This window comes from Vibrio sp. SCSIO 43132 (genome assembly GCF_019904195.1).
Taxonomy (GTDB): Bacteria; Pseudomonadota; Gammaproteobacteria; order Enterobacterales; family Vibrionaceae; genus Vibrio; species Vibrio nigripulchritudo.
Genome location: NZ_CP063199.1, coordinates 2,714,800 through 2,735,338 on the forward strand (window position 1 = coordinate 2,714,800; position 20,539 = coordinate 2,735,338).

The window sequence follows — 20,539 nt, forward strand, 5'->3', positions numbered from 1 at the left end:
TCATCATGTCTCATTGTCCTTGTGGAAATACACTGTCTTACCAAGACTGCTGCCAAAAAGTTCATCTCAATCATTCTGCGGCTGAAAAGCCTGAGCAACTGATGCGTGCTCGTTACAGTGCTCACGTAAAGAAGCTTGTGGACTTTGTTGTTGATACCTACCACCCTTCAAAAAACGCGGAAGAGCAACGTCAAGGTATCGCCGAATCTATAAACAGTGACTGGTGCAAACTGGACGTTATTAACACCGGAAATGGCAGTCATGATGATGAAGGTTACGTTGAGTTTAAAGCCTACTTCAATGAAGATGGACATCAATATTGCTTGGGTGAACGTTCAAGGTTTTTGAGAGAAGATGGGCTTTGGTATTACGTTGATGGAACGTTTCCTGAAGAAGAGCAGCCAGAACCAGAAGACCCACGCTTAACGCAACCTATCAAGAATTTAAAAGTAGGACGTAACGATCCCTGTGTTTGTGGAAGCGGTAAAAAGTTTAAGAAATGCTGCGGGTAGCAATTTAGATATCTGACATAAAAAAGCCTCTGATTTCAGAGGCTTTATTACGATTTCTAGACTCTAAAAGAACTGCGATTAGTTATGGCGTTCTTTGAGCTTATTAATGACATCGCTCATTGATAACCCCTGATCTTGTAGCAGCACAAGCAAGTGGTAAATCAAATCCGCAGATTCACATACTAACTCCGCCTTGTCGCCCGACGTCGCCGCAAGCGCAACTTCAACCCCTTCTTCGCCCACTTTTTGCGAAATACGCTTGGTGCCACGGGCATATAGGCTGGCGGTGTAAGAAGAATCTGGGTCGGCACTCTTGCGGGCAGCCAGTAGCTGTTCAAGTTGATGAAGCCACACCATTTGCGACTCCTCTTGAGGATCGACATCCCAGCATGTGGTATTTCCTAGGTGACAAGTAGGACCGATTGGCTCAACTTTCACTAGTAGAGTGTCGTTATCGCAGTCCAGCGCCATGTTTTTTAGCTGAAGTACGTTGCCAGAGGTTTCCCCTTTGGTCCAAAGACGTGCTTTGGTACGGGAGAAAAACGTAACCCGCCCCGTTTCTCCTGTTTTCGCCAAGGCGTCTTGGTTCATGTACCCCATCATCAGCACCTGGCTAGATTGGAAATCTTGCACAATAGCAGGTACCAGACCATCCACCTTGTCCCAGTTAATTTTCTCGGACAACGCGCTTACTTCGGCAGTTCCATAACTCATAGTCGTACCTCAATGCCTTCGTTTTTCAGATATTGTTTTAATTCACCGATATTGATGACTTGCTTATGAAAGACTGAAGCAGCCAGTGCCCCATCCACATTCGCAGCTTGATAAGCTTCTGCAAAGTGCTCCATCGCGCCCGCTCCACCAGAAGCAATCAAAGGCACATTACACACTTCACGTACCATGTTGAGCTGCTCAATATCGTAGCCATTGCGAACGCCATCTTGGTTCATCATATTCAGTACAATTTCACCCGCGCCGCGCTTTTGCACTTCCTGAACCCAGTCGCGCGTCTCCCATTGGGTGGCTTTGGTACGCGCTTCATCACCAGTGAACTGGTAAACCTGATATTTACCCGTGTCTTTGTCGTAGTAGGAATCGATACCGACCACGATGCACTGAACACCAAATTTATCCGCCAGGTTAGTGATGAGCTCCGGGTTAGCGAGTGCAGGCGAGTTGATGGATACTTTATCCGCACCAAACTCCAGAATACGTGCCGCGTCTTCAGCGGACTTGATTCCACCAGCCACACAGAAAGGAATATCAATCACCTCAGCAACTCGTGCAACCCAGCTTTTATCAACGACACGTCCATCGCTTGACGCTGTGATATCGTAAAAAACCAGTTCATCAGCCCCTTCTTCTGCATAGCGCTGAGCCAGAGGCACAATGTCACCAATGATCTCATGGTTACGAAACTGAACGCCCTTTACCACTTGCCCATCACGAACATCGAGACATGGAATTATTCGCTTTGCCAGCATGCAAATGCCTCCTCTGCGGTGAACTTACCATCAAGCAGTGCACGACCGACAATTACACCGGAAACACCACTGCCTTTCAGTGCTTCAATATCCGCCAGTGAGCCAATTCCCCCTGAAGACTGGAATTGAACTTGTGGGTACTGCTTACACAAATCGATATACAGCTCGACGTTGGAACCTTCTAACGTGCCATCACGTGAAATGTCGGTACAAAGAACATGCTTTAGACCAACGGTTAAGTAATCGTTGATCAGTGCTTCAATCGTGACACCAGAATCTTCCTGCCAACCTGAAATCGCCACTTTACGCGTGCCGCTTTCATCAATATTGATGTCCAGAGCCAGCACAATTTTCTCAGCGCCATATTTCTCCATCCAACCTTTTACAAGCTCCGGTTGTTTAACCGCGGTAGAACCCACCACGACACGCTGAGCACCTGCTTCTAACAAATCCACAACGTCTTGTTCATTACGTACGCCACCACCAATTTGAATGTTGGCTGGCGTGCTGGCTAACAGTTTGGCAATAAGGTCCAACTGGCGTGCAGAGGTGTCTTTCGCGCCAGTTAAGTCTACAAGGTGCAGCCAATTCGCACCGGCTTGGTGGTACAGGTTAAATTGCTCAGCAGGGTCAACTTTATATTCAGTTACCTGACCGTAGTCTCCTTGATAAAGGCGAACAACCTGACCTTCTATTAAATCGAGAGCTGGAATAATCACTTTAATTCCCTTTATAAATTCAGAAAGTTTTCAATCAGCTTTGAGCCGGCTTTTGATGAGCGTTCAGGGTGGAACTGCACGCCATAGTAGTTGCCACTTTGTACTGCAGCCGTAAATGGCTTGCCATAATCACACTGGGCAATGGTGTACTCACCAACAGGCATGGCAAAGCTATGAACGAAGTAGAAATACTCTCCCTCTTCAATCCCTTTAAAAAGTGGATGGTCAGGGGCAGAAGTAACGGTATTCCAGCCCATGTGTGGAAGAGGTAAGTCTCCTGTTTCCATCAATTTGACTTCACCTTCACACAAACCCAAGCAATCCACTCGTTCGTCGGCTTTCTGACCTTTTTCTTCAGAAAACTTGCCCAGCAGTTGCATACCTAGGCAAATCCCTAGCAGAGGCTTTTCGACCTTTTTCACAAGATCAATCAGGTCACGCTCTTGCAGGTTTTTCATGGCTTCGCTAGCTGTACCGACTCCGGGTAAGAAGAGTTTATCGGCAGCCAGAACAACATCTGGGTCTTTTGAAATGGTGACTGATTGCCCCAAGCGTTCGATAGCAAATTTAACTGAGGATACGTTGGCGCATCCGGTGTCAATAATGACGACTTTTTGTTTTGCCACGTGATTCTTCCTTTTTAAAGCATGCCCTTGCTACTTGGTAATTCGTTGCCTTCTACCTTAATAGCTTGGCGAAGCGTGCGACCAAATGACTTAAACAGGCTCTCTACAATGTGGTGGTCATTGTCGCCTGTAGAAGACAGGTGCAATGTACACGCCATAGAGTCAGCTAATGAGCGGAAGAAGTGCACCGTCATTTCCGTTGAGAAATCTCCCACCATTTCACGGCTGAACTTAGCATCAAAAACTAGGTAAGCTCTGCCTGACAAATCGAGTGCGCATTGTGCTAGACACTCATCCATTGGCAAGCTGAAGCCAAAGCGACCAATGCCACGCTTATCACCCAAAGCTTCTTTCAGTGCCTGCCCTAAAGCCAGAGCGGTATCTTCAATAGTGTGGTGGTCGTCAATGTGTAAATCACCGTCCACACTGCATTTAATTTGGAATCCACCATGCGTTGCAATCTGATCCAGCATGTGATCAAAGAATCCCAGACCGGTTTTAATGTCGTTACCACCTTGCTCATCAAGGTTCACAGACACTTTAATATCGGTTTCTTTGGTTGTGCGTACTACTTCCGCAACACGTGCTTTTACGGTCAGATCTTTGACAATTTGCTTCCAACCCATGGTTTCTGGGTTGTACTGAATGCCACGAATCGCCATATTCTGGGCCATTTGCACATCCGTAATGCGATCGCCAATCACGGCTGAGTGTTGAAAATCGATCTTTCCACCTTGAAGGTATTCTCTTACCAGACCTAATCTAGGTTTGCGGCAATCGCTGTTGTCTTCTTCGAAGTAAGGGCTAATAAGCACTTCGTCAAAAATGACACCCTGTGAAGAGAAAATGTCCATCATCATATTATGCGGACCGTCAAAGTCTTCTTGCGGGAAGCTGTCTGTACCCAAGCCATCCTGGTTAGTCACCATCACCAAACGGTAACCTGCATCTTGAAGAGCCAATAAACTTGGAATGACAAATGGCTCCAGCTTGAGCTTGTCTAAGCGATCTACCTGAAAGTCTTCTGGCGGCTCAACAATTAAGGTGCCATCACGGTCAATAAATAGAATTTTTTGTTGCTTGCTCACTACGATTTCCTTTCTTAAGCGACACTTTTAGCTAATTGATTGCGGATAAACGCGACGATTTTTTCACACTCTTCACGGTTACCAACGCTAATTCGAACACAGTTTTCAATTGGGGAGTTTCTGAGAATGATGCCGCTTTCCCATGCCGATTTAAAAATAGCATCACCATCTGGGAATTTAACCAACAGGTAGTTACCCCACCCTTCGAACACTTCGACCCCTTGCAGCATACTCAATCCAACTTGCATGTAAGCGCGGTTGGCGTTGAGATCCAGCGTCTGAAACTTCATTCTTGCCAGACCTGCTTCAGACAATGCCTGCACGGCAATTTCAGATACCGGAATAGGCACTGGGTAAGGTGCGATCACTTTTAGCAGTACGTTGATGATCTCTTCATTTGCCAAAGTAAAGCCGCAACGAAGCCCTGCCAAAGCAAACGCCTTCGACATGGTTCTTAAAATGGCGAGGTTTGGATACTGTCCAAGAAGGTCAGCAGTCGTCGCTTCTGGGCAGAAGTCGATATAGGCTTCGTCCATCACCACAATGGCTCGGTCTTTGGTCATCTCGAGTAAAGAGACAATATCTTCACGGTTAACCAAATTGCCTGTCGGGTTGTTTGGGCTGCACACAAACACCAGTTTTACATTCTCAAGATTGGTTTGAATATTTTCGAGATCCAATTGCCAATCTTGCGTTAATGGGACTTTCTTTTGCTCAACACCAATGGTTTCTGCACTGATGGCGTACATGCCATAAGTTGGAGGGCAGAACAGAATGGCATCTTCACCCGGCTCACAAAATGCACGGATTAGGAGTTCTATGCCTTCATCTGCCCCACGAGAAGTCAGTGTCTGTTCTGGTTTAACGCCGGCATAAGCAGCGTATGCTTCAATCAGGTCTTTTGGCTGACATTCGCTGTAACGATTCAGACGAGCGAAATCCGTCTTATAATCGTTGTTGAATGGTGATTCATTAGCATTCAACCAAACGTCACCATCGCCACCAATTCTCCGGGCAGAAAGATACGGCGTCAGTTCTTGTACTTTCTTACGAGCCAACTTTTCCATTATTTCTCTCCTGCTTGCAGCTTTTCAACACGAATGGTGACAGCGCGGCGGTGCGCATCCAGCCCTTCTGCATCAGCCATGGTTACTACCGTTGGGGCAAGTGCTTTTAAACCTTCAGCAGTCAGCTCTTGTACCGTCATTCGTTTAGAGAAATCAGCCAAGCCCAGGCTAGAGTATGTGCGTGTATAACCGTAAGTTGGCAGCACGTGATTGGTTCCCGATGCATAGTCGCCGGCTGACTCTGGCGACCAATCACCCAGGAAGATAGAACCCGCATTATCGAGTAGAGGAAGCAACTCACGAGGATTTTTGGTTTGAACAATCAGGTGCTCAGGACCATAGAAGTTTGAGATAGACACACACTGCGTCAGTGACTCGGCAATAATAATGAGGCTTGAACCCAGCGCCTTTTCAGCAATCTCAGCTCGTGACAGCTCTTTCAACTGAGCCTGAACAGCGTCTGTTACTTTGTCTGCAATCACTGGAGATGGCGTCACCAAAACCACCTGAGAATCCGGACCGTGTTCCGCCTGACTAAGTAGATCCGCTGCAATGAAATCTGGGTCGGCAGTATCATCAGCGATAACCAACACTTCTGAAGGTCCTGCTGGCATATCAATCGCAGCGCCACGGAAATCATTGCTCACCTGACGTTTTGCTTCCGTCACGTAGGCATTGCCCGGACCAAAAATTTTATCAACTTTGCTGACACTTTGCGTTCCGTAAGCCATTGCTGCAACAGCCTGACCGCCACCAACATTGTAAACTTCATCGATATTACACAGCTGCGCGACATAAAGAATTTCATCGGCGATAGGCGGTGGTGAACACAACACAACTTTGCGGCAACCTGCAATTTGTGCAGGAACACCCAGCATTAATACGGTAGAAGGAAGTGGTGCACTGCCCCCCGGGATATAAAGACCAACCGTATTAATCGGACGAGTAACCTGTTCACACACCACACCCGGCTGGGTTTCAACTTTTATCGGCTGAGGTTTTTGAGCTTTGTGAAACTTAGCGATATTGGAGTAAGCCTGCTCAAGAGCTTTTTTCATATCATCGGTCAAACGATCTGAGGCTGCTTGAATTTCTTCTTTTGAAACCCGAATAGACTCTGGTGTCACTCCGTCAAACTTTGCGGTAAGTTCAGTTAGCGCTTTGTCGCCTTCACCACGTACTTTTTGAATCACTTCCGCAACAGCCGCCGTTATATTTGCTCCTTCAGTAATCGCAGGGCGTTCTAGTACGGCATCTTGCTGTTCTTCACTCAATGATTGCCAAACAACGGTTCTCATGGTGTTACTCCATCATTTTTTCAATTGGTAGCACTAGGATTGAACTCGCACCCAACTCTTTTAGTTGTTCCATGGTTTCCCAAAACAGATTTTCAGTACTCACAAGATGGACGGCTACGCGATTCTGCTCTGCAGACAGAGGCAATACTGTTGGGTCTTCAGCCCCTGGAAGAAGTGCTTTCACTTGCTCAAGCTTATCTGTTGGAGCGTGTAGCATGATGTATTTGGATTCTTTTGCCTGTAGGACGCCTTGCATACGAGTCAGAAGTTTCTCTATAAGAGCTTGTCTTTCTGCGTCAAATTCACCAGCACGTTGAATCAATGTCGCTTTTGACTTGAAAATCACTTCTGCTTCTTTAAGACCATTGGCTTCAAGGGTTGCGCCTGTAGAAACCAAATCTGCAATTGCGTCTGCCAGACCCGCACGAGGGGCTACTTCAACAGACCCCGTCAATACACAAGTGCTGAAGTCAACACCTTGCTCATCCATATAGCTTTTTAGTAGCTGAGGATATGTAGTCGCAATGCGTTTACCCGCCAGGTCTTGTGGTCCGTTGTATTCTTCATCTTTATCGATAGCGATGGACAAACGGCAACCACCAAAATCTAGTCGACGAAGAGAGACAAATTCACATGGTTCACCTAATGCTTTACGGTCTAGGCGCACTTCTTCAAGCTCGTTTTCACCGATAAAGCCAAGGTCAACAACACCATCCATGATCAAACCTGGGATGTCGTCATCACGAACAAGTAGTAGGTCAATAGGCATATTTTCAGAGTGCACAACTAAGCGCTCTCCCATGATGTTGAATTTAGCACCACACTTTTTCAGTAGATTCAAACACTCTTTACTCAAGCGTCCTTTTTTCTGGATGGCAATTCTTAGGCGTTGTGTTTGCATTGCAATGTCCCTATGCGAAATTTAGTGAATATTTAATGTTTTATAAGTCGTTAAAAATGAAAAAACCCTCGGGAGTTTTGCTCTCCCGAGGGTCTAAATCTGATATTTTTGATTCAACCACCGAGAGTTCTGAGCCTCTCGGGTATGCGTAAACCTCCCGAAAGACTAGTCAGGATGATGATGGTGATGAATGTTCATTACACTTTTACGCATATTTAGTTTTCTCCTTGAGTTAACTTCACACTAACCCAAGCCGCTGGTGATTTGCAAGACCTAAGTCCAAAAAATTTTCTGAGTGAGAAATTGCTTTGAGTTAGAAATTCAGAAATGAAAAAGGCAGGTCGTATGACCTGCCTTATATAGCTAAACGGGATTATGCTGAAACAGGAGTCTGTCGACGTTTAGAAATCACACTCAAAACACCACAAACGATGACAAATGCCACGCTTGCTGACGCGAATGAGAACAACACCGACGATGTCATACCTAAAACAATGAATCCTACGCACGAAACAACAGCAACAGAAACGGCATATGGAAGCTGTGTAGCGACGTGGTCAATATGATTACAACGAGCACCAGTAGAAGACAGAATCGTTGTGTCTGAGATTGGTGAACAGTGATCGCCAAATACAGAACCTGCCAATACAGCACTTAGCATAGGAAGCATCAGTGCCAAATCTGTTGCGCCAGCCATATCACCTGCGATTGGCAGCATAATACCAAACGTTCCCCATGATGTACCTGTGGAGAATGCCATCAAACCAGAAAGCAAGAATAAAATAACAGGTAACCAGTGTGGGTTAATATTTCCCTGAACAAGTGAAGATAGATAAGTACCTGTTTTTAAATCACCAATTACAGAACCGATAGTCCAGGCAAAGAATAGAATTAATATTGCGCCAAACATAGAACCTGCGCCAATCCATAAAGTGCGAATAATTTGCACAAATTCTATTTTTTGACGTAGTACGGTAATTAAAGCGACAATTAAACCAATCAGTCCACCGTAACAAAGAGAAGTACCAACATCGGTATTTTCAAAAGCACCTAACAGATCAAAATCTTTTCCTGAATCCGCTAATGATTGTGCACCTGTATATAACATGAAGAATACTGTCGCGAATATTAGCGCAACAATAGGCATAACTAAGTCTGAAACTCGACCTGTTTCACTTTCGTTGATATCAAGATCTTCACTTAATTCATTATTCGCAGAATCTTTTTCTGTGTCATCGAAACCGACCCCCTGAGAGGCTTCAATTTCTTTTTTACGCATTAAGCCAACATCAAGTTGGAACCAAGCAACGGCAAATACCATCAATAGTGCGAATACCGCATAAAAATTCATCGGTATCATATTTACATAAGCACTTAAGGCTGATGAATATTCCGTTAATCCATGTGTAACCAGAATGCCGCCTACAATGGTCATAATATACGCACCCCAGCTTGAGGCAGGCATCAATACGCACATTGGTGCAGCTGTTGAATCTAGAATATAAGCAAGTTTTGAACGTGAAACATAAAAGCGATCAGTAACTGGTCTGGAGATAGCACCGACAGCCAGGCTATTAAAGTAGTCATCAACAAAAATGAAAACGCCTAAAAACGCTGCCAGTAATTTCGAACCACGCTTACTTTTTACTCGGCTTTGAGCCCATTCAGCGAATGCTCGAGTACCACCAGATAATGTCAGTAAAGCTGTCATCATTCCCAGCAGTAATAAAAATGCAATAATACTCATATTCCAGCTATTTAAGCTGGCTTCTTCTACTTTAACGCCATCGATAACAGTTTCATTGGTCTCAATAACGACGCCATATACTTTATCCCAGATATATTTAAACGATTCAGACAGTGAATAATCTGTGATAAGTAAGCCGCCAAGCAAAATTCCCATCCCTAGGGAAATAAGAACTCGACGTGTAATAATGGCTAGACCCAGAGCAACCAGTGGGGGAAGCAGCGAAAGCGGAGATGACGCAAAATCTAATAAATTCATGATCTTCAGAAACCAATATTTGGTTAGAGATCTACTGCAGACGGTATTAGTTATACCTTAAGTTGAACAAGCGAAAGGGAAGTGAACACTTCACCCAACCCTACAGTAGCGCTCCATAGTTTAACAACAACATAGACTATGGCAGTGTTATATCTATTCGAATATAACCCCAGCATTGAAAGGCGATAACTTCCAATACTTCGGCAATAACTCCTTTCAGCTCTCATCTTAGACATCACTCTCTTAGAGCTTACTGATAGTTATTGCGCCTCTACCTTGGGCGAAAACTTGGTTAAAAAGTCGCCACCCAAATCAGGTGCGAGCCATTCTACGGATGCCAAACCTTTTTGCAACATATAATTTCAAGTTTTAACCAGAATGATGAAACTTTCATCTAGATGAATGGTCTACAAGCTCCGTACTTACACTTTTTTGACACTTAGCGTAATAAATATTGACGTATTCTATTCGGCTAATAAGAAATTAAATATATTTCTAGAAATGTATATTTGAAATTCGATATATTTGAAATAAAATTATATTGTATTCTCGTCTTACACTGTTATTATTGTGTACGTTTACTAAAATAAGAATGGGACTGAACATGTCAGATATTGCAAAAACTCTGCTAAATATTCGCAGTCTGCGAGCTTTTGCTCGTGATCTACCGCTAGAGCAATTGGAAGAAGCGCTAGATAAAATAACTACCGTTGTAGAAGAGCGCCGTGAAGCTGAAGCTGCAGAATTAGCAGAAAAAGCCGAACGTGAAGCTAAATTAGCTGAATACGCAAGTATGATTGCTAAAGATGGCATCGATGTCGATGACCTAATTGCTGCACTATCTGGTGAAACTAAATCTAAAGCGAAGAAAAAACGCGATCCTCGCCCAGCAAAATATAAATATGTTGTTGATGGTGTAGAAAAGACTTGGACAGGTCAAGGTCGTACTCCTTCTGCTATTCAAGCTGAATTGGATTCCGGCAAATCTTTGGATGATTTCCTAATCTAATTTTCAGTTTGTTACAAAAATTAATGCAACGCTGAGCATGTCCCTCGATTCTATACTTCAGCGTTCAGTATAAATTGAGCCGAAACTTATATAAGTTTCGGCTTTTTTAATGCCACTATTTGCATTACGACTATTCTCAATTCCCATAATAAATATTTATAGAATCGATATCTATTAAGATTAAATTAACCTGTCTATATTCATTCAGGCTCATTATTACTCTCTTACATCCTTTTTTCTAATCTACTTACTACGTTTTTGATTTTTTTGTCATTTCTTACTCATGTAGCTCACTAGTCCAGAAAAATGCTTGCAGATCTTTTCTGAAGTCATATACTTCAAAGTACTGTATATCCATACAGGTCTATTGAGCAATGCATGAAATAATACAAACACTACATCACAAGAACCTCCTCTGGAAAGGAACTGAAACCTCTACCAGTGTCGACACTACATCCTCAGGTTATCCTGAGCTAGATAGTAAGCTGGGTGGTGGTTTCCCCAGAAAAGGGATCATAGAAATTAACACCTGTATTGGGATTGGAGAGCTGCGACTTTTGCAAAACTTCATAAGCAATGCCAGAGAAGACAGGCTAAGAGTCTTTATTCAGCCACCAGGAAAACTATGCAGCGAGTTTTTTTTAGCCCAAGCACTACCTCTGGATAAAATCCTGATTGTCTCTACCAAGAGCACAAAAGAGTCATTGTGGGCTGCAGAGCAATGCCTGAAGAGTGGTGCATGTTCACATGTTGTCTTATGGCAAGAGAAATTAGAAATACACCAAGTTAAACGCTTACAGGTTGCCAGTGAGACTGGGAAATGTTCTCAGATTATCTTTAAGCCACAAAAACAAGCTTTTCCACTACCCGTCTCCCTTAGCATGACATTAGAAGCTCATTCTAAAGGGTTAGATATCACTATTAACAAACGGAAAGGTGGGCTGGGTATATCTAAGTTACAGTTGGACATGTCATCTCAATGGGCAGATCTTACTCATACAAAAGTGCCAGACACAGTTGTCGCTTTTCCTTTACTCAAAAGGGGTTAGTATGCTGTGGCTTTATCTTCACTTTCCATCGCTTCAACTGGATTCTTGTTTTTTCGATTCCGACTTGGAAAACAACATTGCTATCGTCGATGAACATCACCAGATAATTCAGCTTTCCAAAAGCGGATTTGACGCAGGGCTCAAGCTCAATATGAGTTTAGGGACTGCCGCATCACTTTGTCAGGATTTGCAAGTCCATCCATATGATATTGATATCGAGCATAAGAAATTAAAAGAAATTGCACAGTGGTTATATTTAATTACATCGGATATCACACTTTGTGAACCAAATGGAATTCTATTAAAGATCAGTAATATGCTGTGCCTTTATTCCAACCTTGAACATTATTGGATTACCGTTCAACAACACCTTAAGAAATTTAACGTACGCTATCAATTTTCTACTGGATTTTCCCCTTATTCAGCCCAAATACTGGCTCAGCAAAAAAAACAGTTTATTACGGATGACTCTGACTTAATGAAAAAGCACCTCTACACGCTTCCTCTTGGTGTGAGTGATCTGTCTGAAAAAGTGGTAGATAAGTTATCGAGAGTTGGCATAGAAACTTTTGACGCTTTGTTTACTATTCCCATGGCTGATATTGCCAAGCGCTTTGATATAGATCTCATTAACTATATTGGCAAACTTACTGGGCGATTTAAGCACCCTGTCGACTTTTACCATCCTCCTCAAACTTTTAAATATTCTCTCGATTTATTATATGAAATTGAGAATATTCAGTTTCTTGAGAGACCTCTTGGTAACCTTCTGAAAAAACTGGAACATTTTCTAAAATTACGAGACCAGTTGGCTAATGAAATACAAATCATCTTACAACTGAGAAATAAACAGAATACCGAATTTAAAGTCTGCTCCGCACAGGGAGAATATCTTGCATCAAAATGGTTATCACTATCTCAATTAACTTTCGAGTCACTCTCTATTGACTCCCCTGTTGTTGCCATCACACTGAGTGTTGCGCGGATCACTCAGCAAGAAGGAAGTTACACAGATTTATTTGAGGGGAAACAAGGTACAACCAACGCATTAGAATTGATGTCTTTACTCCATGCCAAACTTGGTGAAAGAGCACTGCACAACCCTGGTCTTTCAGAAGACCCACGACCAGAGATCGCTTATCAGTACACGTCTCCAAATACTGCACTGTCCCCTCCCCCCAGTATTCCACCAAAGCTCAGACCTGCCATCCTATTACCACACCCAAAACCTCTTGAAGAGAAAGTGACGCTGTCTTTGGGACCAGAGAGAGTAGCAACAGGCTGGTGGGATAATCAGCCTATGGTTCGCGACTACTTTATTGCCCATACCCATGAGGGTCGCTGGCTTTGGGTTTTTCGAACACCTAAACAACAGTGGTTTCTTCACGGCGTGTTCAGTTAGATCGAATCATGAAGTACGCCGAATTATTTTGCCAGACCAATTTCTCTTTTCTTGAAGGTGCCTCCAGCCCCGAAGAGTTAGTCACTCAAGCCGACTTTTTACAATATTCAGCCATTGCTATCACCGATGAATGTTCAGTTGCAGGAGTGGTTAGAGCACATACGGCAGCCAGAGATCAGGAACTCAATGTAAAACTGATTGTGGGCTCACTATTTCGGATGAATGAAGAAGTTGAACTCATCCTACTTGCGCCTGATCGCCAAGCCTACGGCGAACTTTGCCGAATCATCACGAATGCTCGCAGGCGAAGTGCAAAAGGTGAATACAGCCTGTCAGAGTGGGACATCATGTCTGCCAGAAATTGTTTGGTTATTTGGCTTCCAAAACACCAAAGGAGCGATTTTGAGTGGGCAAAATGGTTAATTAAACATCACAAAAACCGGTTATGGATCGGGCTTCAGCGTCATCTACAACATAACGACCATCGCTTTATTGAGCACTGCGAATGCTTAAGTCGACTTTATCAACTCCCCATCACGGCTTGTGGAGGGGTACTTATGCATACAGCGGAGCGCTTACCTCTACAACATACTCTGACCGCAATAAAACACGGGACAACAGTTGCCAAAGCGGGAAAGCTTTTACAAAGCAATTGTGAGCATTCACTTCGTTCCAAAGAGAAACTACTCCGAGTATTCAAATCAGAATGGCTAGAAGAATCTCATCGCATCCAGCTTCGCTGTTGCTTTGACATGGGGAGCTTACGCTATGAATACCCGAGTGAGCTTGTGCCTAATGGCTACACGCCAATGTCATACCTACGCGAGCAAGTGCGAGCAGGAAGTCTTCGCCGATTCCCGTCGGGAGTCCCAGAGCATGTACAAAATTTGATAGACAAAGAGCTGAGCCTAATCGAAGAGTTGGAGTACCCCTATTACTTTCTGACCATCTACGACATTGTCATGTTTGCTAAGCGCAATCATATCCTTTATCAAGGACGCGGCTCTGCAGCAAATTCTGTTGTCTGCTACTGCTTAGAGATAACAGCAGTAGACCCAAGGCAAATCTCCGTACTTTTCGAGCGCTTCATCAGCAAAGAGCGTAATGAACCACCTGATATTGATGTGGATTTTGAGCACGAGAGGCGTGAGGAAGTAATCCAATACATTTATCAAAAATATGGCAGACAGAGAGCCGCTCTTTCTGCCACAGTGATTACTTACCGCTTTAAAAGTGCTGTACGTGAAGTAGGAAAAGCTTTGGGAATCTCTGAAACCCAGTTGGATTTCTTCATCAAAAACGTCAATCGACGAGATCGAAGTTTAGGCTGGCAAGCGCAGATTGTTGAACTGGGTCTGGAGCCTGAATCCCACCAAGGACAGCTATTTATCAAACTCGTCAGTGAAATTATGGGGTTCCCACGCCATTTGTCTCAACATGTAGGTGGCTTTGTTATTTCTTCTGGTCCTCTTCATGAACTGGTACCTGTCGAAAATGCAGCCATGGACGATCGTACCGTCATTCAGTGGGATAAAGACGATCTGGAAAGCCTAGGCTTGATGAAAGTCGATGTATTGGCTTTGGGTATGCTGACCGCCATTCGTAAATGTTTTGATACTATCAAAACCTTCCACAATATCGAATTGAGCATTGCCGATATTACGCGTAAACAGGATGATCCAAACGTGTACGGTATGATACAAAAAGCCGACACTATTGGTGTTTTTCAGATCGAATCCCGGGCTCAAATGAGCATGCTGCCGAGATTAAAGCCCAAGAATTACTACGATTTGGTTATTCAAATTGCGATTGTAAGACCAGGTCCCATTCAGGGGGACATGGTGCATCCATTTCTAAAAAGACGAAATGGTATTGAAGAGATCACTTACCCTTCAGAAGAAGTTAAAGATGTCCTGTCAAGAACCATGGGAGTACCGATCTTTCAAGAACAGGTGATAAAGCTGGCTATGGTTGCAGCAGGGTTCAGCGGCGGCGAAGCGGATCAATTACGACGTGCAATGGCTTCCTGGAAGAAAAACGGTCAACTCATGAAATTCAAATCGAAGCTCATTAATGGCATGTTAGAGCGGGGATACGAGGAGGGATTCGCAATCAGGATATTTGATCAGATATGTGGGTTTGGCGAATATGGGTTTCCTGAAAGTCATTCAGCTTCCTTTGCTGTACTTGCGTACGTTTCCGCCTGGCTAAAACATTACTATCCAGAAGCTTTCTTCACCGCCTTGATGAACAGCCACCCAATGGGTTTTTACAGTATTTCTCAGCTCGTTCAGGATGCTCAACGTCACGGAATATCTGTTCAGCCTATCTGTGTGAATCAATCTGATTATGACCATTTAGTCGTTAAGCGTGACAAAAGATTCCATATAAGACTAGGCATGCGCATAATTAAAGGGTTAAAGAAAGGAACCGCTGAAAAGATAGCAGCAAGTCGTTCTCAATCTGGATATCGTCACGTTTCGGATTTAAAAAGCGTCGGTATTGAACGGAAAGATTTAGAAACTCTTGCTTCTGCTGATGCATTGAAGGCATTTATCGGTAATCGATTCTCAGCTCGCTGGAATATCATGGATGATGCCAATGATCTTCCCCTGTTACAAAGTCTGGATACTTCCTCGCAACCCTATCACTATCAACCAGATGACTTCAGCAATCTTACAGAAGATTATGCAGCAACAGGGCTGTCTTTAAACAAACACCCTATCACCTTACTCAATGAGGCTGGCTTATTACCTCGCTTCTCCAGAATGAGCCAGCTCCCAGAAAAACAACACAAGTCTCTTATTACCGTTATAGGAGTGGTTACAGGGAGGCAATCACCAGGAACAGCAGGTGGTGTTACCTTTTTTACTCTGGAAGATGACACAGGCAATATCAATGTCGTTGTTTGGGGGGCGACTGCCCGAGCTCAAAAGCAAGTCTATCTTACCGCCAAGGTACTTAAGGTAAAGGGAGTTTTGGAACGTGAGGGGGAAGTGATCCATGTTATTGCAGGAAAGCTAACTGACATGACTGACAGCTTGGCAGATCTAAGAACACACTCCCGGGATTTCCATTAAGAGGAAACAGAATAGAGTGGCTAACACCTCTCTATTCCATTAAATTCTTATTCTTGATCGATCATCCATTTGCGAAATGCTTTACGCTCTTCTTTGGATGCTTTTAAGTACCATGCTTGAAGCTGTGATAGTGCTTGAGATGCATCTACTTTCTCAGGCGTTACAGCTTTAGATTTAGTAGCACTTTTAACTTCAGCAACGGCTACTGTACCTGCACTCACTGCAGCAAAGGTAATACCGTTTTTCTCGTTATAATCTCTAACCAGAGCCTTAACATCCCAATAAGGAACAAAGCCCCCTTTGCCTTCTAAAAATACAGTCTCGCTATCAATCAGATCGCCGTCTTCATAGACTAACCACTGAGGGTTCTTGTTGAACAAATTTCGAGCATGCTGAACACTATAAACTTTAGGATGAGCAATCGTAATGTCTTTACCACTAGCTTGGAAAGACACAATATAAGGGCTGGAGGTAAATATATCCTTACTGCCACCAGACCCGAAAGATTTAGACATTTTAACTACAGCCTGATTAGTTCCTTCAGATAGTTTGAAGCCTTCTTCAAACTCTGAACTCTCCATACCATTCAATACCAAAAGATCGACACCAGATTTTAGCTCTAACTGTGCTGCACTTAAAAAAGTAGAAAAGCACATTGCCAACGGAATGATAAACGTATTTCTAAACTTCATGAATTCTCCATAATAAAAAAGCCACCCTAAGGTGGCTTTTATACAATACTTTAAAGCGAATTAGAATGACGCTTTAACACCGAAGCCGTAGCCAGTTTCAGTGTTGTCTGCAGAAGTGTGACCAACTTCCGCGTATGCTGTTACGTTAGAAGTAAGAGCGTAACCAGCGTTTACGAAGCCATCGTTGATAGCATCAGCGTCTTCTGTCTTAGAGTTAGAGAAGCCAGCACCGAATGTCCAAGCATCCATAGTGTAAGTAGCCGCTAGACCGAATACGTTTGTCTTAGATGAAGAACCAGACTTGTCAAGCTTACCTTGAGAAGCCAAAGCTTCTAGTTTAAGAGCATCGATTGTGTATGCTACTTCTAGAGCTAGAACAGTTTGATCGTTACCAGCTGCAGTGCCTTTAGTTTTACCGTAGAAACCTTGAACGTCTAGGTCACCAAAACGTGCACCAAGCTTAGCATCGATGTGGTTGCTGTCAGTGTCTTTCAGCTTATCGTTGTTCTTAGCTTTGTCTTGAAGGAATGCGATACCACCGTAGAATTGACCTTTGTCGATAGTGTACTTAACAACTTCGTCGCCAGAGAAATCGAACTCGTCAACTTTAGACTTGATACCGAATAGGTAGTCGTTACCGATACCTAGATCGTCAAGGATAGTTGCTGTACGACCAAATACTAGATCACCAGCGGAAGCAGAGTAGAAACCGATGTAAGCATCACCAGTTTTAGTACCAGTGTCTTGAACTTCGAAGAAGCCGCCTACTTTAAGGTCATCGTTTAGAGCGTAACGTAGGTCGAAAGCGAAATCCGCGTCATCAACTTCTTGAGTCAGCTCAGCGCCGTCAGCCGTACCTTTCTTGTAACGAACTTCGATGTCGCCTTTCAGGTTAGCTGTAACGCCATCTTTGTTGTAAAGTTCGATAGCTGCGTTTGCAGAACCTGCAACCGCCATAACTGCTAGAGCTACTAGAGTCTTTTTCATAATAATCCACTGCCTTTTCTTAGCTGGGAATTCCTTTTCGGTTCCCTTATTTAGTTTTTATCAAAGTTGAATCTTAAACCGAAGTTCAAGGCACAACTCCTCTAAATTTCGATGTTAAGATTGCAGAAGAATCCGCTACATGTCAAATGACTAAAAAAATAAAAATAAAAATTCATAAAACAAAAAATATCAACAACTTACATTGACAACATAAACTTTTAGAACAAAATCACACCAATTAACCATCAAAAATCTTAACCTGTAGTTTTTATTTTTTTAGTACAAAAAATTAATAATCAAAAAATAAAACACAAAAAACAGAATAATAAACCAATTGAGTGTCTTTCTTGATATAAATGTCTATATCATTTCCCCACTTTACCTAACCCCATGATCGTTCAATTTTTTTTTGTGATTGAGATCTAGATTTGCCTAAAAAGCACGCCATTCTGACGAAAACACATGCAACAGCAGGATTGTGCTACAATCTCGCGCGTTCAAATTAGAGGCAGAAAATGCTTAATACAACTATTCAAAAGTCCATTCGTAGCAGCTATAGCAACCTGCAAAATCATTTAGAAAACTTTATACCGAGACGGGCGCAAAACTACCTTGTCTCGGAAATTGCGCGTACCTTGTCAGGGCAATACCACAAAGCCAACAGAATGATAGTTGCTGAAGCTGGAACAGGAATTGGTAAATCTCTCGCCTATCTAATGAGCGTTATCCCATACGCCACCTTTAACAAAAAGAAAGTCGTCATATCAACTGCAACCGTTGCACTGCAGGAACAGTTGATGAATAAGGACCTTCCTTTATTTAGACGCATAAGCGACACGCCCTTTTCATTTGCTTTAGCTAAGGGTCGTCAACGATACTGCTGTGCAGAGAAACTAGCTATTGCCAGTGGCGGCTCTGATCAACAGATTGCGATGTTTGAAAGTAAGCCATCCAGCAAAGATATTGAATCCCTTAAAGAGATGTACCAGTCGCTTTGTGAAAACAAATGGGATGGTGAACGTGATTCCTGGCCTTCACCGATTTCAAACGAGATTTGGTCAAAGATTGTCAGCGACAAACACAGTTGCAACGCTACGCTACCAGCCCATAGAGACTGCCCATTTCAAAAAGCACGCTCAAAGCTGGATAAAGTAGATGTCATCATCGCAAACCATAGCCTGGTCATGGCCGACGCCGAGCTAGGTGGTGGTGTTATTTTGCCAGAGCCTGAGCAAACCATATTCGTATTTGATGAAGCGCATCATTTACCCACAGTCGCTCGCGATCATTCTTCAGCTTCAGCCTCGTTGAAGGGCGCGGCTTCCTGGCTGGAAAAATTGAACACTCAATCAGCGAAGCTATGCAGTATGGCAGATGAGAAGCGAGTGAATCGCTTCAGAAATGAACTCCAGGATGCCATTCAATTGTTGGTGCCAAGTTTAAGTCAGCTCGCTAAGCAGTTCTCCCCGACAGCCTTTGTCGAAAAAGCCTATCGATTTGAACATGGAGAATTACCTGACTGGTTGGAAACTGAAGCGCAAGGTCTAAAACAATCCAGTAAAAAAGGGGCGCAGTCTCTGGGAAAAATCGCGGATCTCATATCAGAGCGAGTAAAAGAAGGAGAGCTATCCAATAAACTGGCAGAGCCTGCGTTGGCGGAAATAGGCTTCTATCTCCAGCGCTTTGAGAACCTCGCCAAAGTCTGGAGCTTAATGGCAGAACCTACTAGGGAAAAAGGTGCACCGTTGGCTCGATGGGTTGAACTTTCAGAGGAGAGAGAAGGTGACTTTATTGTGTCTGTGTCGCCACTGGAAGTCGGCTGGCAACTCGACCAATTGTTATGGAGCCGATGTGCAGGTGCAGTGCTGGTTTCTGCAACCATTCGGGCATTAAACTCTTTTTCGTTCTTCTGTCGACAAGCAGGAATCAGTGATAAACCAGAAGAAGGCACTCAATTTCTTGCCTTGGCATCACCTTTTGATTACCAAAATCAAGGGGAGCTATATATTCCTAAACTGACTTACGAACCTCAAGCTAACGAATTTACCGATTATTTAATCGAAGTTCTCCCCTCTTATATAGAAGAAGGAAAAGCTAACCTTGTTCTGTTTGCTTCCTACTGGCAAATGAATAAAGTTGCTCAAGGAATATCGAAGAAAGCCAAATCTGAAAAATGGATGCTACAAGTTCAGGGGGAATCTTCGAGAAATGAAATTCTGAAGAAGCATAAGTTTTATTGCGAAAAACAAAAGACCAGCATTCTATTTGGAACAGGCAGCTTTTCTGAAGGCTTAGATTTGCCGGGAGAACTACTTGAAAACCTCATCATCACAAAAATTCCGTTTGCCGTTCCGACATCCCCTGTCGAAGAAGCGCATGCAGAATATATAGAAAGAAAAGGAGGTAATCCTTTCCTGCAAATTTCTGTGCCTGAAGCCAGTAAAAAGCTGATTCAATCTGTCGGGCGGTTGCTGCGTAAAGAAAGAGATTCTGGTAGAGTCATCATCTTAGACAGAAGACTTGTCACCAAGCGATATGGCAAGTCTTTGATTGACTCATTGCCCCCATTCAAACGATGTATCGAATACTAATAACGACGTGTCGACTATAAATAAAGAAA

At 43.4% G+C, this 20,539-nt stretch carries 17 protein-coding genes, 1 riboswitch and 1 other annotated feature; of the genes, 6 read left to right on the forward strand and 11 right to left on the reverse strand.

The window, feature by feature from the left end:
- The first annotated feature begins 5 nt into the window (after positions 1-5).
- Positions 6-512 (forward strand): YchJ family protein, encoded by a 507-nt coding sequence (locus INR79_RS12085; protein WP_223094419.1) that lies wholly within the window; start codon positions 6-8, stop codon positions 510-512.
- A gap of 78 nt (positions 513-590) precedes the next feature.
- Here INR79_RS12085 and hisIE read toward each other — a convergent pair whose 3' ends face one another.
- From hisIE to INR79_RS12130, 9 genes are all read right to left on the reverse strand, one after another.
- Complete coding sequence (gene hisIE, locus INR79_RS12090; RefSeq protein ID WP_223094421.1) at positions 591-1,226, reverse strand: bifunctional phosphoribosyl-AMP cyclohydrolase/phosphoribosyl-ATP diphosphatase HisIE; 636 nt, start codon at positions 1,224-1,226, stop codon at positions 591-593.
- Entirely contained in the window at positions 1,223-1,996 is a 774-nt protein-coding gene (hisF, locus tag INR79_RS12095; RefSeq protein WP_004406287.1) for an imidazole glycerol phosphate synthase subunit HisF, read from the reverse strand. The genes hisIE and hisF overlap by 4 nt, the downstream gene beginning before the upstream one ends.
- A complete protein-coding gene (gene hisA, locus INR79_RS12100) occupies positions 1,978-2,715 on the reverse strand; it encodes a 1-(5-phosphoribosyl)-5-[(5-phosphoribosylamino)methylideneamino]imidazole-4-carboxamide isomerase (RefSeq protein WP_022551138.1) in 738 nt (245 codons plus the stop codon). The genes hisF and hisA overlap by 19 nt, the downstream gene beginning before the upstream one ends.
- Positions 2,716-2,726: 11 nt before the next feature.
- Entirely contained in the window at positions 2,727-3,341 is a 615-nt protein-coding gene (gene hisH / locus INR79_RS12105; protein WP_022551139.1) for an imidazole glycerol phosphate synthase subunit HisH, read from the reverse strand.
- Positions 3,342-3,355: 14 nt separating this feature from the next.
- On the reverse strand, positions 3,356-4,429 hold the full coding sequence (gene hisB, locus INR79_RS12110) for a bifunctional histidinol-phosphatase/imidazoleglycerol-phosphate dehydratase HisB (RefSeq protein ID WP_022612850.1): 1,074 nt from the start codon (positions 4,427-4,429) through the stop codon (positions 3,356-3,358).
- A gap of 14 nt (positions 4,430-4,443) precedes the next feature.
- Entirely contained in the window at positions 4,444-5,496 is a 1,053-nt protein-coding gene (gene hisC, locus INR79_RS12115; RefSeq protein ID WP_223094423.1) for a histidinol-phosphate transaminase, read from the reverse strand.
- A complete protein-coding gene (hisD, locus tag INR79_RS12120) occupies positions 5,496-6,794 on the reverse strand; it encodes a histidinol dehydrogenase (protein ID WP_223094425.1) in 1,299 nt (432 codons plus the stop codon). Before hisD ends, hisC begins: the two co-directional genes overlap by 1 nt.
- A gap of 4 nt (positions 6,795-6,798) precedes the next feature.
- A complete protein-coding gene (gene hisG, locus INR79_RS12125; RefSeq protein WP_223094427.1) occupies positions 6,799-7,695 on the reverse strand; it encodes an ATP phosphoribosyltransferase in 897 nt (298 codons plus the stop codon).
- A gap of 56 nt (positions 7,696-7,751) precedes the next feature.
- Positions 7,752-7,885 (reverse strand) — a sequence feature (His leader region).
- Between the two features lie 183 nt (positions 7,886-8,068).
- A complete protein-coding gene (locus INR79_RS12130; RefSeq protein WP_022551143.1) occupies positions 8,069-9,700 on the reverse strand; it encodes a Na+/H+ antiporter NhaC family protein in 1,632 nt (543 codons plus the stop codon).
- Positions 9,701-9,798: 98 nt separating this feature from the next.
- A riboswitch (Lysine riboswitch) is annotated at positions 9,799-9,982 on the reverse strand.
- A 322-nt stretch (positions 9,983-10,304) separates the two neighbouring features.
- On the opposite strand from INR79_RS12130, the gene INR79_RS12135 reads away from it, so the two are divergent.
- From INR79_RS12135 to INR79_RS12150, 4 genes are all read left to right on the forward strand, one after another.
- The gene (locus tag INR79_RS12135; RefSeq protein ID WP_004406271.1) at positions 10,305-10,709 is read left to right on the forward strand and encodes an H-NS family nucleoid-associated regulatory protein; all 405 of its coding nucleotides are present in this window, start codon (positions 10,305-10,307) and stop codon (positions 10,707-10,709) included.
- A 374-nt stretch (positions 10,710-11,083) separates the two neighbouring features.
- Entirely contained in the window at positions 11,084-11,758 is a 675-nt protein-coding gene (gene imuA / locus INR79_RS12140) for a translesion DNA synthesis-associated protein ImuA (protein WP_223094429.1), read from the forward strand.
- Position 11,759: 1 nt separating this feature from the next.
- Positions 11,760-13,160: a Y-family DNA polymerase gene (locus INR79_RS12145; protein ID WP_223094431.1), complete on the forward strand. Its 1,401-nt coding sequence runs from the start codon at positions 11,760-11,762 to the stop codon at positions 13,158-13,160.
- 8 nt (positions 13,161-13,168) lie between these two features.
- Positions 13,169-16,240 carry an error-prone DNA polymerase gene (locus INR79_RS12150; protein ID WP_223094433.1) on the forward strand — a complete coding sequence of 1,024 codons (3,072 nt, stop codon included), beginning with the start codon at positions 13,169-13,171 and terminating at the stop codon, positions 16,238-16,240.
- Positions 16,241-16,287: 47 nt separating this feature from the next.
- Here the strand turns inward: INR79_RS12150 and INR79_RS12155 are convergent, their stop codons facing one another.
- Positions 16,288-16,932 carry a DUF2057 domain-containing protein gene (locus INR79_RS12155; protein ID WP_045961328.1) on the reverse strand — a complete coding sequence of 215 codons (645 nt, stop codon included), beginning with the start codon at positions 16,930-16,932 and terminating at the stop codon, positions 16,288-16,290.
- A gap of 60 nt (positions 16,933-16,992) precedes the next feature.
- Positions 16,993-17,919, reverse strand: a complete 927-nt coding sequence (locus INR79_RS12160) for a porin (RefSeq protein ID WP_022551148.1) — start codon at positions 17,917-17,919, stop codon at positions 16,993-16,995.
- Between the two features lie 515 nt (positions 17,920-18,434).
- Between INR79_RS12160 and dinG the strand changes: the two genes are divergently transcribed.
- Positions 18,435-20,510 (forward strand): ATP-dependent DNA helicase DinG, encoded by a 2,076-nt coding sequence (gene dinG, locus INR79_RS12165; RefSeq protein ID WP_223094435.1) that lies wholly within the window; start codon positions 18,435-18,437, stop codon positions 20,508-20,510.
- Positions 20,511-20,539: the final 29 nt, after the last annotated feature.

What these genes read in the sequence shown, in the direction of transcription:
- hisIE (WP_223094421.1), bottom strand. Translation starts at nt 1,226, where the DNA reads ATGAGTTATGGAACTGCCGAAGTAAGCGCGTTGTCCGAGAAAATTAAC.
- hisD (WP_223094425.1), bottom strand. Translation starts at nt 6,794, where the DNA reads ATGAGAACCGTTGTTTGGCAATCATTGAGTGAAGAACAGCAAGATGCC.
- INR79_RS12085 (WP_223094419.1), top strand. Translation starts at nt 6, where the DNA reads ATGTCTCATTGTCCTTGTGGAAATACACTGTCTTACCAAGACTGCTGC.
- INR79_RS12135 (WP_004406271.1), top strand. Translation starts at nt 10,305, where the DNA reads ATGTCAGATATTGCAAAAACTCTGCTAAATATTCGCAGTCTGCGAGCT.
- INR79_RS12155 (WP_045961328.1), bottom strand. Translation starts at nt 16,932, where the DNA reads ATGAAGTTTAGAAATACGTTTATCATTCCGTTGGCAATGTGCTTTTCT.
- imuA (WP_223094429.1), top strand. Translation starts at nt 11,084, where the DNA reads ATGCATGAAATAATACAAACACTACATCACAAGAACCTCCTCTGGAAA.
- dinG (WP_223094435.1), top strand. Translation starts at nt 18,435, where the DNA reads ATGCTTAATACAACTATTCAAAAGTCCATTCGTAGCAGCTATAGCAAC.
- hisF (WP_004406287.1), bottom strand. Translation starts at nt 1,996, where the DNA reads ATGCTGGCAAAGCGAATAATTCCATGTCTCGATGTTCGTGATGGGCAA.
- INR79_RS12145 (WP_223094431.1), top strand. Translation starts at nt 11,760, where the DNA reads ATGCTGTGGCTTTATCTTCACTTTCCATCGCTTCAACTGGATTCTTGT.
- hisC (WP_223094423.1), bottom strand. Translation starts at nt 5,496, where the DNA reads ATGGAAAAGTTGGCTCGTAAGAAAGTACAAGAACTGACGCCGTATCTT.
- INR79_RS12160 (WP_022551148.1), bottom strand. Translation starts at nt 17,919, where the DNA reads ATGAAAAAGACTCTAGTAGCTCTAGCAGTTATGGCGGTTGCAGGTTCT.
- hisG (WP_223094427.1), bottom strand. Translation starts at nt 7,695, where the DNA reads ATGCAAACACAACGCCTAAGAATTGCCATCCAGAAAAAAGGACGCTTG.
- INR79_RS12150 (WP_223094433.1), top strand. Translation starts at nt 13,169, where the DNA reads ATGAAGTACGCCGAATTATTTTGCCAGACCAATTTCTCTTTTCTTGAA.
- INR79_RS12130 (WP_022551143.1), bottom strand. Translation starts at nt 9,700, where the DNA reads ATGAATTTATTAGATTTTGCGTCATCTCCGCTTTCGCTGCTTCCCCCA.